The sequence below is a fragment of the Pseudomonas sp. HY7a-MNA-CIBAN-0227 genome (genome assembly GCF_040310325.1).
In the GTDB taxonomy this organism is placed as follows: Bacteria; Pseudomonadota; Gammaproteobacteria; order Pseudomonadales; family Pseudomonadaceae; genus Aquipseudomonas.
This window is the reverse complement of sequence record NZ_JBEOPT010000006.1, coordinates 171121-183868: the sequence shown is the minus strand read 5'-3', so window position 1 is coordinate 183868 and position 12748 is coordinate 171121. Positions and strand designations below refer to the sequence as shown.

The 12748-nt window shown below is 59.3% G+C and carries 7 protein-coding genes, 1 other RNA gene and 2 pseudogenes; 2 read left to right on the top strand and 8 right to left on the bottom strand.

Annotation, left to right across the window (positions count from 1 at the left end):
* Window positions 1–7: 7 nt before the first annotated feature.
* A pseudogene (locus tag AAEZ06_RS28565) lies at window positions 8–355 on the bottom strand (methyl-accepting chemotaxis protein); the annotation flags it as partial.
* Between the two features lie 504 nt (window positions 356–859).
* A pseudogene (locus tag AAEZ06_RS28560) lies at window positions 860–1111 on the bottom strand (PAS domain-containing protein); the annotation flags it as partial.
* A gap of 448 nt (window positions 1112–1559) precedes the next feature.
* Between AAEZ06_RS28560 and AAEZ06_RS12695 the strand changes: the two are divergent.
* A complete protein-coding gene (locus tag AAEZ06_RS12695; protein ID WP_149412856.1) occupies window positions 1560–1874 on the top strand; it encodes a helix-turn-helix domain-containing protein in 315 nt (104 codons plus the stop codon).
* A gap of 97 nt (window positions 1875–1971) precedes the next feature.
* Here AAEZ06_RS12695 and AAEZ06_RS12690 read toward each other — a convergent pair whose 3' ends face one another.
* Entirely contained in the window at window positions 1972–2886 is a 915-nt protein-coding gene (locus AAEZ06_RS12690; RefSeq protein WP_149412855.1) for a DMT family transporter, read from the bottom strand.
* 102 nt (window positions 2887–2988) lie between these two features.
* Between AAEZ06_RS12690 and AAEZ06_RS12685 the strand changes: the two genes are divergently transcribed.
* Window positions 2989–3852 carry a LysR family transcriptional regulator gene (locus tag AAEZ06_RS12685; protein ID WP_350614534.1) on the top strand — a complete coding sequence of 288 codons (864 nt, stop codon included), beginning with the start codon at window positions 2989–2991 and terminating at the stop codon, window positions 3850–3852.
* Between the two features lie 174 nt (window positions 3853–4026).
* Here AAEZ06_RS12685 and ffs read toward each other — a convergent pair.
* From ffs to smc, 5 genes are all read right to left on the bottom strand, one after another.
* An RNA gene (gene ffs / locus AAEZ06_RS12680) (signal recognition particle sRNA small type) lies at window positions 4027–4123 on the bottom strand.
* Window positions 4124–4244: 121 nt separating this feature from the next.
* On the bottom strand, window positions 4245–5411 hold the full coding sequence (locus AAEZ06_RS12675; protein WP_350614532.1) for a zinc-binding metallopeptidase family protein: 1167 nt from the start codon (window positions 5409–5411) through the stop codon (window positions 4245–4247).
* A gap of 239 nt (window positions 5412–5650) precedes the next feature.
* Window positions 5651–8017, bottom strand: coding sequence for an NAD-dependent DNA ligase LigA (ligA, locus tag AAEZ06_RS12670; RefSeq protein WP_350614530.1), 2367 nt, complete (start codon window positions 8015–8017; stop codon window positions 5651–5653).
* Window positions 8018–8104: 87 nt separating this feature from the next.
* Window positions 8105–8953, bottom strand: a complete 849-nt coding sequence (zipA, locus tag AAEZ06_RS12665; RefSeq protein WP_350614528.1) for a cell division protein ZipA — start codon at window positions 8951–8953, stop codon at window positions 8105–8107.
* A 305-nt stretch (window positions 8954–9258) separates the two neighbouring features.
* Window positions 9259–12747, bottom strand: a complete 3489-nt coding sequence (smc, locus tag AAEZ06_RS12660; RefSeq protein ID WP_149412850.1) for a chromosome segregation protein SMC — start codon at window positions 12745–12747, stop codon at window positions 9259–9261.
* Window position 12748: the final 1 nt, after the last annotated feature.

Here is a 12748-nt window from a genome sequence, read left to right as displayed (position 1 = left end):
TGGGTGGCTAGCGGTTGAACCGTTCGACCAGGGCACGCAACCCGGAAGAGATGCTTTCAAGTTCCCGGCCACGGGTGACTGCAGCGTTGGCATTGCCCGCTGTCTTTTGCACCGTGGCGGCGACGTTGTTGATTTGTTGCGAAACTTCCTCGGCGACGTGGGATTGCTCCTGGGAGGCGGCGGCCCGCAGGTTCTGAATGATGCCCTGGATCTGCTGGGTCGACTCACGGGTCTTGCCCGCCAGCGCCCGCACTTCATCGGCTACCACGGCAAAACCGCGACCCTGCTCGCCGGCCCGTGCGGCTTCGATGGCAGCGTTGAGGGCCAGCAGATTGGTCTGATCGGCGATTGCCTGAATCATGCTCGCGGCCACGCGAATTTCCTGAGTCTGCCCGGCCAGATTGCCGACAGCCTGGTTGATCTGGGTGACGGTACCGGCCAGCAGCTGGATAGCCTCACGGGAGGTCCCGGCCACCTCGCTGCCCTGTTCGGCCAAGGTATTGGCGGTGTGAGCTTCGCCGGCGGTCTGCTGCACATGCACGGCGACTTCGGCAATGGAGGCGGCCATTTCGGTCATGGCGGCGGCGGTCATGTCAGTTTCGGCGCGTTGCTCCAACAAGGCTGACTCGGTATTGCTCGACAGCACGCTGGAATCGGCGGCTGCTTCAGCCATTTGGCTGGCCAGGTCGCTGAGGCGCGTGAGGGCGGTTTTCAAGCGCGCGTCTTCGCTGATCAGGATCATTTCCAACTGCGCAGCCGGGCCCAACGCATCGCTGTAGGTCAACGCACTGATGGGATCGGAAAAGGTGTTGGGTGTGTGCTGAACAATCTGTTCGAGCTGTCGCCCCAGACGCTGCTGAGCCCAGGCGCCCATCCAACTGTGACCGGCCTTGAGGTAACTCCACATCAGCTCGAACACTGCGGGCGGCATGTCCGGATGGCGCACCAGGTTGTGGGGGCTGCCGATCAGCTCCGCCTGGGTAAAGCCGCTCATGGCGGCAAACTCGGCGTTGCAGTAAGTAATGTGGCTGTTGACGTCAGTTGCGGAAATTAGCCGTTGCTGCTCCCCAAAAGTCTGTTCAACAGCGGTGACCGGCAAGTTGAGACGCACGTTAAAGCTCCATGGACAGCGTTCGATCGCTCTGCCGACGGCCGGGTAGGCCCCGCAGGCGGATTCGTATTTCCAGACAGGCTGTGCCGTCAATCGGCGAGTTGGCCACAATCGACGGAAAACCCAAGATTTTGCCCAGCGATTCACCGTTGATTCGACGAAGATCAACTAGGCTTGAATTCAGGTATCTGGCACGGGAGGCGGGATGCTGCGTGGCGCTGACGAGCGACGTTAAAGTCCCTGCCAAGCGTCCGATTTATGTGAACGAGGAGAGCACAATGATTTCCTGTTTCATAAACCTGCCTTCTGAAACGAGACCACTAAATACTTGTCCTAAATGTTGATTCTACGAATTACATCACATTTTGCAAGAAAAGGTGATGGTACAAGCGGTTGTCTAATCCAAATATTTATCGTTAAGTTCTTGATTCTAAATGGGAATTGAGCGATGCACATTTCAAGTTTGGGTCCAGCCATCAGACGTTACCGCAAGGTCGCAGGGCTTACTCAGGCTGAACTAGGTGAAAAAACCGGTTTTGACCCTAAAACCATCAGCCGCTTCGAAACCGGCACCTATACACCCAGCGTGGAGGCTCTGTTCTTGTTCGCAGAGGCGCTGGAAGTGAAGCTGAAAGTCTTTTTCGCAGACCTGGTCGACGAGGATGAACAGCGCGCTTATCTGTTTGGTGTCATTCAAAAAGCCACCCCGAATGATCTGGGAAAGCTGATTGCGGCGGTAGACCAGGCCTTGTCCAAGCCTTAGAGCTCGTAACAGAAGCGTCCGTAATAAAAAGAGCAGGCAGCTTACGCTGCCTGCTCTTTTCTTAAAGACTCCTGACATGAACTGACCGGACAGCCCCCTAGACTTGCTGAGGCTGGGCAACGCCTTTACTGGCTCTTCTTCGCCAGCGCCCTTCCAGGCTGATGGCGCCGACACTGACCAACACGATCAGGCCGCCCAGCAGCACCCGCAGGGAAACCTGCTCGCCGAGCATCGTCGCTGCCATCACCATTGCCACCGGCGGCACCAGGTACAAGGCCACCGAAGCGCGACTGACCTCAACGTGCTTTAACACAAAGGCCCAGGCCAGGTACGCCAGGGCGCTGGGGAAGACACCCAGCACCAGCACCGCCAGGTTGACCCGCAGCGGCGCCTGGCTCACGGCCTCAGGCAGGCCGGGCAAATAGAAACAAAGCAGCAACGCCCCCGACCAGACCGTGTAGCACACGCTGGTCAGCGGACTGTAGCGACGGGAATAGTGCTTCTGGATGGCAAAATAGAAACTCCAGGAGATTGCCGCCAGCAAGATCAGCAGGCCGCGCGGGTCGATCTCACCTACACCATGATCGCCCCAGATCACCACTAACACTCCGAGTAGCCCCAGCAACACACAGCCCCAGCGCCAGCCACTTACCACTTCCTTCAAACAGAAAAACGCCACCAACACACTGAACAACGGAACTGACTGCGCCAACACACTGGAAGCCGCCGCCGTGACCCATTGCTGACCAACGTTAAGGCAGAGGTGATGCAGGAATATCCCGAAAAAACCCAGCACCAGCAGCCACGGCAGATCCCGCAGTCGCGGCCGATCAATGCGCACAACCAGCGCCACGCCCGCCATGAACACCGACGCAATCAAAAATCGCAACAAGGCCAACTGACCAGGACTGTAGCTGTGCAATCCCAAATGAATACCGATGGGTGAATAGGCCCAACAGAGGATCACGCTGGCGGTGACTAGCGTAAGCTTTACGGGTGACGGGGCATTCATCGATGGCGTCCAGAAACAGAATGGGAACGCCGTCAGTCTTGCCCTGCGCAAGGCGCAGGACAATTAACCGATTCTGACTTCTGTAATCACTGGAACTGAGCGATGGAACTGGCGCAACTGAAGATGGTGAGAGCCGTGGCGCAAACCGGCAGCGTGGCCCAGGCCGCCCTGCAACTGCACTGCGTACCGTCCAACATCACCACGCGCATCAAGCAGCTGGAAAGCGAACTGGGCACGGCGCTGTTTATTCGTGCCGGACGCGGGTTGGCGATCAGCGCTGCAGGCGAAGTGTTCCTTGATTACTGCGAGCGTATTCTCGCCCTGGTGGAGGAGTCCAAACGCGCCGTCGACAGCAACGCCATCCCCCGCGGCAAATTGCGCATCGGCGCAGTGGAATCCAGCGCCAGCGGCCGCCTGCCTCCATTACTTGCCGAATACCATCGGCGTTATCCAGAGGTGACCCTAGAACTGGTCACCGGCGCCTGGTCGCAATTGCTCGATGACTTGCAGCACCATCGCCTCGATGCTGCCCTGGTGGCCGCCGGGGCCAAACGACCAAAACTCGAACAGAGCGTGGTCTACAGCGAACGCCTGGTGCTGATCGCAAGCAGTACCAGCGCCCCCATTAAGGACGCACGGGACCTGGCAGGGCGCACCTTGCTGGTCTGGCCGCAGGGCTGTCCTTACCGAGCAGCCCTGGAAAACTGGCTCAAACCCCACGACATCAAGCCGGCCATCGCCAGCTATGCCAGTTGGGGCACGATCATCGGCTGCGTCAGCGCTGGCGTTGGCGTAGCGCTGGCACCGGAAGGCATCCTTGCCCGTTACGAACAGAGCAACCAGCTCACTTCCTATCGTTTTGACGAACTGGCGGCCGTCGACAATCTTCTGTTCTGGCACAAGGACACCCAGCGCCACCTGGCCCGGGATGCATTCGCCGGGTTGCTGCGGGAGACGTTCGGCTAACGCGCCGCCAGTTGACTCAGGCACCCGTCGAGCTGCGTCGGTGGGTAAACGACAGACACGCAAAATGACTACGCAGAGAGCATCAGCGAAGTTATTGAAAAGTATTTTTTGAGATTTACCGCAGGGTACGGCTTTGTAGCGACATCCGCTCATGGGCGGACGTTATGGAGGCAACCCCACCAGCCACACCCCGGCACACAATGTTCCCGCTGTGGCTGCTGCCTTCCGGCTCTGACCAGGTTCACGGGTAATCGTTGCGGGGGGACCGATGGAGTCACCATAACGACACTCGCCTCTCGGCAAGCCGCGCCATTGTACCGATCTGATCGGAAGTTACAACCGTTGCACCGGATTAAAAAATGTTGGGGCTCAAGCACTTGCCCGCGGCTGTGTTATTGCGCCTGCAATACCTCATCCGCCCTGCCACCCTCTTGCTGGATCACCAAGTGGATAAAGTGCAGCTTGGCAATCACCGCCGGTGGCAACACGAACGGGTAGAAATCCGGCTGCCCCATGCTGCGTGATAGCTCGTTGAGCATTGCCGCCAATTCGATCCACGCATTGACGAACGACAGGAACGCCACGGCGCCGGGATGCTCTGGATCGTAGAGGGTGCCAAGGGGAAAAGGCTGATAGTCCAGGTCCATCTCCCGTGCGCTCATACCAAAGCCCAGCGCCGTGTCCACTGCATCCATCATGTGCAGGTAATGGGCCCAGGTTTCTGCCCAGTCTTCCCAGGGGTGCATGGTGGCGTAGGCGCTGACGCAGGTTTGCTGCCAGTCCGGGCGCGGGCCGTTTTGATAGTAATGATCCAGGGCGTCGGCATAACTGGCACGCTCGTCGCCGAACAACCGGCGGAAGGGCTCCAACCAATGATCGTTGACGATCAGCCGATCCCAATAGTAATGACCCACTTCATGGCGCAAGTGACCGAGCAAGGTGCGGTAGGGCTCGCGCATCTGCACGCGAATACTCTCGCGATGGGCATCGTCGGCCTCCTTGATATCGAGGGTGATAAGGCCGTTGGCATGACCGGTGGTGGGTGCATTACCTTCCAGGTCGATGCCGACAAAATCGAAAACCAGGCCGGCGCCTTCATCGGCCGCCTTGGGAATGACCTGCAGGCCCAAGCTGATGAGTTGCGCCACCAAACGGCGCTTGGCGGTTTCCACTTTGCGCCAGCGCTCGGCGTTCTCCGGGATCGACAAGTCGGGAATTGTGCGGTTCAGGCTGCAAGCCACGCATAAGGTTTGGCCGTTATCGGTGGGCAGCAGCCAGTTGCAGGCGGCCGGGGTGTCGAGGTTGGCGCAGCGGCGAAACAACCCACAGTCAGGCTCGGCATCCAACTGCCACGTCCCAGCGTACGGCCCAGGCGTGAGAGACGACAGCCGGCTCTGCTCCGGCTGATACCCAAGCAATGCCGAACAAGCCAGGCATTGGCTGTTACGAAAAAACAGCGACTGCCCACAGCGACACTGCCAGACCTTGCTGTTGCGCGACTGCTCGACCATGAACGGCGCAGCAATGCGCGAACTGAGCTGCTCGAAGAAGCGGTACATGGCAATCTCTCCCTGGGACATGCCAAGACTAGATCATGGTTATGCGCTAATCGTTCCAGTTTTTATTCAATACCGATTACTTGTGACAAGCGGACTTCCTGTAGCGAGGGGGCTTGCCCCCACTGGGCTGCGTAGCGGCCCTAATAAAGTCACCGAGTTTTTTTCAGACAGAACTCGATGCTGGGTTTTGGGGCTGCTACGCAACCCAACGGGGGCAAGCCCCCTCGCAACAAAAGACATCAGACGGTGATGTTGTGCCTGGCCAAAAACCCCACGAACGCCTCTTCATCCAACACCTTCAACCCCAGCTCGCTGGCCTTGGCCAGCTTCGAGCCCGCCCCAGGCCCCGCTACCACGCAATGGGTTTTCGCCGACACCGAACCCGCCACCTTGGCGCCAAGGCTTTCCAGCTTCTCCTTGGCGACATCGCGACTCATCAGCTCCAGGGAGCCGGTGAGCACCCAGGTGTGCCCCGCTTCAGGCAAGCCTTCGACGACTTTCTTTTCACTCTGCCAGTGCATACCGAAGTCCTTGAGCTGCTGCTCAATGGCCAACGCCCGGCGGGCATTTTCTTCGATGTCGAAGAAATCGCGCACGGCCTTGGCCTGCTTCTCCGGCAACGCCTGGCGCATGTCCAGCCAATCGGCCTTGATCACCCCATCCAGGGAGCCAAACTTGTCCGCCAGTTTCTGCGCAGCGCCCGGACCTACCGAGGGCACGTGCAGCTTGTCCAGCAGACCGCCCAACGTGGTACTCGCCGCAAACTCGGCGCTCAGGTCGCCCTGCTCCTGCAACTCCAGCCCGCACTCGTCCTTGGACAGCAAGGCGCCAATGACTTCCCGGTTATGGCGGTCTTCAAAGAAGCTATGGATTTCATGGGCCACTTCCAGGCCAACATCCGGCAAGTACGTCAGCACTTCCGGCAACGCCTGCTGAACGCGCTCAAGGGAGGCCAGGGAGCGAGCGAGCACCTTGGCGGTCTCCTCGCCGACATCGGGAATGCCAAGGGCGTAGATAAACCGCGCCAGAGTCGGTGCCTTGCTGTTTTCGATGGCGGTGATCAGTTTTTTGCTGGAGACATCGGCAAAGCCTTCCAGATCGATGATCTGCTCGTACTTGAGCTTGTACAGGTCCGCCGGCGAGCCGATCAGTTTCTCATTCACCAACTGCTCAATGGTCTTGTCGCCCAGGCCATCAATGTCCATGGCTCGTCGAGAGACAAAATGGATAATCGCCTGTTTGAGCTGCGCACCACAGGCCAGCCGGCCAACGCATCGGTACACCGCACCTTCGCTGATGGTTTCCTTGCCCTTGCTGCGCTTAACCAGTTGCGTACGCTCGACGTGGGAACCGCACACCGGGCAACGCTCGGGAATCTGCACCGCACGGGCATTTTCCGGGCGACGCTCGGCCACCACCGAAACCACCTGCGGAATCACGTCACCGGCACGACGGATGATCACTGTGTCGCCGATCATCAAGCCCAGGCGCGCCACTTCGTCCATGTTGTGCAACGTCGCGTTCGACACTGTCACGCCAGCAACCTTGACCGGTTTCAGGCGAGCCACCGGCGTCACGGCGCCGGTGCGGCCGACCTGAAATTCAACGTCCAGCAGCTCGGTGAGCTCTTCCAGCGCCGGGAATTTATGGGCAATCGCCCAACGCGGTTCCCGGGCGCGAAAGCCTAGTTCACGCTGGGAAGAGAGGCTGTTGACCTTGAACACCACGCCGTCAATTTCATAAGGCAAGGCATTACGGCGCTCGCCGATATCGCGGTAGTAGTCCAGGCATTCCTGGATACCTTTGGCCAACTTCAGCTCATGGCTGATGGGCATGCCCCACTTTTGCAGTTGCTGCAGGTTGCCGATATGAGTGTCACTGATATCGGCAGTCACCTGGCCGAGGCCATAGCAGCAGAACTCCAGCGGGCGGCTGGCAGTGATCTTCGAGTCCAACTGACGCAGGCTGCCGGCGGCGGCGTTGCGCGGGTTGGCGAAGGTCTTGCCGCCGACTTCCAATTGCGTGGCGTTCAGCCGCTCGAAACCGGCCTTGGACATGAACACTTCGCCGCGCACTTCCAGGGTCGCCGGCCAGCCCTTGCCTTGCAACTTGAGCGGAATATTGCGCACGGTGCGCACGTTGACGCTGATGTCTTCGCCAGTAGTACCGTCGCCACGCGTGGCGCCGCGCACCAGCTCACCCTCCTGATACAGCAGGCTGACCGCCAGGCCATCGAGCTTTGGCTCGCAGCTATATTCCACCGCCGCTCCACCGCCAAACAGATCACCCACCGGCAGGTCCAGGCCTTCGGTTACCCGGCGATCGAATTCCAGCATGGTGCTTTCATCGAAGGCGTTGCCCAGGCTGAGCATCGGGATTTCGTGACGCACCTGAGTGAAGGCTGACAACGCCGCGCTGCCGACTCGCTGGGTGGGCGAATCACGGGTTACCAAATCCGGGTGCTCGGCTTCCAATGCCTTGAGCTCGTGGAACAGCCGGTCGTACTCGGCGTCCGGAATGCTCGGTTCGTCGAGGACGTGGTAACGGTAGTTGTGCTGATCCAGTTCAGCGCGCAGTTCGAGGATGCGGGTATGGGCGGCGGTCATGGGTGTTCTCTCATAAAGCAAAAGAGCAGCCGAAGCTGCTCAATATGTTAGTGCGCTTATTCTATCGACAACGCCGAGGGGTAAGCCTCAGCGTTTCTGTGTCAGGGCACGACGCTCGAACTCGACGATGCGCTGACGGTAGTGTTCGATGGTCTGGGCGGTCAGGACGCTGCGTTGGTCGTCCTTGAGTTCGCCATTGAGTTCCTGGGACAGCTTACGGGCTGCGGCCACCATGACGTCGAACGCCTGCTTGGGGTGACGCGGGCCTGGCAGGCCGAGGAAGAAGCTCACCGCCGGGGTGCTGAAATGGTCGATATCGTCCAGATCAAAGATGCCCGGCTTGACCGCGTTGGCCATGGAGAACAGCACTTCGCCGTTGCCAGCCATGCTTTCGTGGCGGTGGAAAATATCCATCTCGCCAAAACGCAGGCCACTTTCCAGAATATTTTGCAACAAGGCCGGGCCTTTGAAGCCGGCGGCGTCACGGCAGATCACGCTGATCACTAGAACTTCTTCGGCGGCTGGCTGATCCTTCACCGATTCACGATGGCTGCTTTTCGGCTGGCCTTCGTCCGGAAAATCGTCGTCGCGGCTGCTGATGCTCGGGCCACCATCCAGGTCGAGATTCAGGTTCAGGTCGCCCTGGTGAGGTTCGCCACCACGCTTGCCACGCTTACCTGTTGACTCCCGAACGGGAGCGTTCATCGACGGCAGATCGTGCTCGTCCAGTTGCGGTTCTTTATGGGTATCCAGGACACGGGGCGGCCCCAGCAATTCGGTACCGCTGTCATCGTCCGACAAATTGGACAGGTTTCTATCCAGACGGAATTTCAACTTGCCCTTGCCGCCACGCATCCGGCGCCAGCCATCAAAAAGAATACCGGCAATGACAATAATGCCGATGACGATCAGCCACTCGCGCAGACCGATTTCCATGTAATCCCTTGCCTCTATAAAAAATGCTGAAAAATAAGGGGTTTAGCACCGTGCAAACCGCTTTAAAACGTGGCGCCAACTCTATGTTCTGAATGACGTTTTGCCCACGCATACTATAAATTGACATTAAACTAGCACGACCAAAGATAACTTTACACAGTTGGCGCAAATTGTGTCGATTTGCCATCTTTTCGACAACATAGGCAATCTCCTACAGCAGGCGCCAACTGAGAGCTACAAGCCCTAAGCTACAGGCTTCAAGCCAACTCACTTGCAGCTTGCGGCTTGAAACTAACAGCTCGCCGCTAGGCGTCCACCATCGCCATCGCTTCTTCGACATCCACTGCCACCAACCGCGAACAACCCGGTTCATGCATTGTCACCCCCATCAGTTGATCAGCCATCTCCATGGCGATCTTGTTGTGGGTGATATAGATGAACTGCACCGTCTGGGACATCTCTTTAACCAGTCGGGCATACCGTCCAACGTTAGCGTCATCCAGCGGGGCGTCAACTTCGTCGAGCATGCAAAACGGCGCCGGGTTCAACTTGAAGATAGCAAATACCAGCGCCAATGCGGTCAGGGCCTTCTCGCCGCCGGACAACAAATGGATAGTGCTGTTCTTCTTGCCCGGAGGCCGCGCCATGATCGTCACCCCTGTATCGAGTAGATCTTCGCCCGTCAGTTCCAAGTAAGCGTTGCCGCCACCGAAAACTTTTGGGAATAAGGCCTGTAAACCGCTATTAATCTGATCAAAGGTATCTTTGAAGCGGTTACGGGTTTCCTTGTCGATCTTGCGGATCACGTTTTCCAGGGTATCGAGGGCTTCCACCAGGTCTGCGTCCTGGGCGTCCAGATAACGTTTGCGTTCGGACTGCTGCTGATACTCATCGATGGCAGCGAGGTTGATCGCCCCCAGTCTTTGAATACGTGCAGCAATTCGTTCAAGTTCTTCCTCGGCCTCTTTCTCGTTGGCCTGGACAGTCAAGGTGGCGAGGACGCCGTGCAGGTCGTAACCGTCTTCCAGCAACTGGTCTTGCAGGGTTTTGCGCCGCACCGTCAGCGCCTGCCATTCCATGCGCTGCTGTTCGAGCTGGCCACGGATCAGTTGTGATTGTTGCTCAGCCTGGGTCCGGCGTTTTTCAGCTTCCCGCAGTTCGCGGTCGGCATCTTCCAGGGCGATTTGTGCGGTCTTGAGTTCTTCGTCGACGGTCATGCGCTTGTCGAGCAACTCTTCAAGCTTGAGCCGCAGTTCTTCCAACGGGGCTTCGCCCTCCTCCAGATTAAGGCTCAGTTGCTCGCGCTTTTCGGTCAGGCGCTCGGACTGCATCTCTAGACGTTCAAGGGCCTGGCGCGTGGAGTCGTGTTGTGCCCGCAAGGAACCCAGGCGCACCGCCAGTTGATGGGCGTGATCCTTGTGTTGGCGAGCCTCCTGACGCACCCGATCCAGGCGCTCGCGCAGGCTGTCGCGCTGGGCCAGCAGCAACTCGCGTTGCTCAGTGTCCAGTGCCATGCTGTCGAGGGCTTCCTGCAATTGCAGGCGTGCTTCACCGACTTGTTCGTGTTCCAGGGCGCGCTGCTCGCCCATCTCGGCCACTTCTTCATCAAGACGGATGCGGCGCAAAGTCAGTTGCTCGACCTTGGCCTTGCTCGCCGACAGCTGGGCTTTCAATTCGCCTTGCTGGCGCGCTTCGTCCTGCAATAACCGACGCAAGTGTTCGCGGCCGGTCTCTTGCTGGCGCTGGGTGGCGCGCAGGGTTTGCAGTTGGCTTTCCAGCGTTTCGAGAGTGGCTTCGTGCTCTTCGCGTTCGGCGATCAGATTGACGATTTCCTGACCTCGGGCCAGCACGCCGCTTTCCGCTTCGCTGGCACGACGCACCCGCAAGAAGTGCCGGCCGATCCAGTAGCCGTCACGGCTGATCAGGCTTTCGCCGTTGGCCAACTGGCCGCGCAAGGCCAAGGCTTGCTCAAGGGTTTCCACCGGTTTGACCTGACCGAGCCAGGGTGACAGGTCAATTGCCGCCTCGACCTTTTCCAGCAGGCTGCCGGGCACACGCGCACCGTCCGCCGCCGGACTGAGCAAGCGCAAATCACCCTGGGCAAAACCTGCCAAGTCGAAACCGCCAAAATCATCCACCAACACCGCTTGCAGATCGGCGCCGAGCACGGTTTCCACCGCCAGCTCCCAACCGGCCTCAACCTTCAAGCCTTCGGCCAAACGCGCATGCTCGGCCAGATGCTGATCGCGCAGCCATTCGGCGGTGCCGGTGCCCGGGTCCAGTGCCGCTTGCTGCAATGCCTCAAGAGATGCCAATCGACCGTTAAGCCGCTGCAAGTCGCCTTGGGCCTGCTGCTGCGCCTGAGTCGCCTGTTGCAGCTGCTGACGCAGTTGCTCCAGGCGCTCCACCTGCTGTTCTTCGCTGGCTTCCAGCTCTTCAAGGGTCATTTCACTGGCGGCCAATTGCTCGCTCAGCTCCAGGATCGCCGCGTCCTCCGGGTCGGCGGCGAGTAACACGCGCTCTTCCCCCAGGCGACGCTGGCGCTCGCCCAGGCGCTCCATGCTGGCTTCCAGTTGCTGGATGCGCGACTGCTGCACCTCGGCCTGTCGGCGCGGTTCGGCGGAGCGCAGGTTGAAGGCGTCCCACTGCTCTTGCCAAACGTGCATGGTGGTCTCTGATTCTTCCAGGGTCGCGGCGGCTTCTTCGGCGGCGGCGCTGGTGACTTCCTGCTCGGGGGTGAGCATGCCCAGCTCTTCGCCAAGGGTCAGCAGCAAGGTGCGGTCGTGGCCCAAGTGGGATTCAGTTTCCAGCCGGGCGCGCTCGGACTCTTTCAAGTCTTCCTGCAACTGACGCAAACGTTGCTGACCGTGCTGGATACTCTGTTCGACCCTGGCGATGTCACCGCCCACCGAATAGAAGCGCCCCTGCACCAGATTGAAGCGTTCAGACAGGTCATGGTGACCGTCTCGCAGGCGCTCAATACTGGCGTCGGCGTTGCGTTGCTCGGCCACCAGGGCCTCGAAGCTGATTTCCTGGGTGCCGATGGTCGCTTCGCGCTGGCCGACCTGCTCGTTCAAAGCCTGCCAGCGCAGCGCCGACAACTGGGCCTTGAGCTGGCGTTCTTCGCCCTTGTATTCCTGATACTTCTCGGCGGCCTGAGCCTGGCGGTGCAGACGCTCAAGCTGACGCTCAAGCTCTTCGCGCAAGTCACTCAGGCGGGCGAGGTTTTCGTGGGTACGGCGAATGCGGTTTTCGGTCTCGCGGCGGCGCTCCTTGTACTTGGAGATGCCGGCCGCTTCCTCGATAAAGTTACGCAGGTCTTCAGGCTTGGCTTCGATTAGCTTGGAGATCATCCCCTGCTCGATGATCGAATAGCTGCGCGGGCCCAGGCCGGTGCCAAGGAAGATGTCGGTAATGTCCCGGCGCCGACACTTGGTGCCGTTGAGGAAGTAACTGTTCTGGCTGTCGCGGGTCACTTTGCGGCGAATGGAGATTTCCGCGTAGGCGGCGTACTCACCGACCAGCGTGCCGTCGGAGTTGTCGAACACCAGTTCGATGCTGGCCTGGCTCACCGGTTTACGACTGGTGGAGCCATTGAAGATGACGTCGGTCATCGACTCGCCACGCAGGTTTTTTGCAGAGCTCTCGCCCATCACCCAGCGTACGGCGTCGATGATATTCGACTTGCCGCAGCCATTGGGCCCCACCACTGCCGCCATGTTACTGGGGAAGTTCACCGTGGTCGGGTCGACGAAGGATTTGAACCCCGCCAGTTTGATGCACTTGAGCCGCACG

What these genes read in the sequence shown, in the direction of transcription:
- AAEZ06_RS12695 (WP_149412856.1), top strand. Translation starts at nt 1,560, where the DNA reads ATGCACATTTCAAGTTTGGGTCCAGCCATCAGACGTTACCGCAAGGTC.
- AAEZ06_RS12690 (WP_149412855.1), bottom strand. Translation starts at nt 2,886, where the DNA reads ATGAATGCCCCGTCACCCGTAAAGCTTACGCTAGTCACCGCCAGCGTG.
- AAEZ06_RS12685 (WP_350614534.1), top strand. Translation starts at nt 2,989, where the DNA reads ATGGAACTGGCGCAACTGAAGATGGTGAGAGCCGTGGCGCAAACCGGC.
- AAEZ06_RS12675 (WP_350614532.1), bottom strand. Translation starts at nt 5,411, where the DNA reads ATGTACCGCTTCTTCGAGCAGCTCAGTTCGCGCATTGCTGCGCCGTTC.
- ligA (WP_350614530.1), bottom strand. Translation starts at nt 8,017, where the DNA reads ATGACCGCCGCCCATACCCGCATCCTCGAACTGCGCGCTGAACTGGAT.
- zipA (WP_350614528.1), bottom strand. Translation starts at nt 8,953, where the DNA reads ATGGAAATCGGTCTGCGCGAGTGGCTGATCGTCATCGGCATTATTGTC.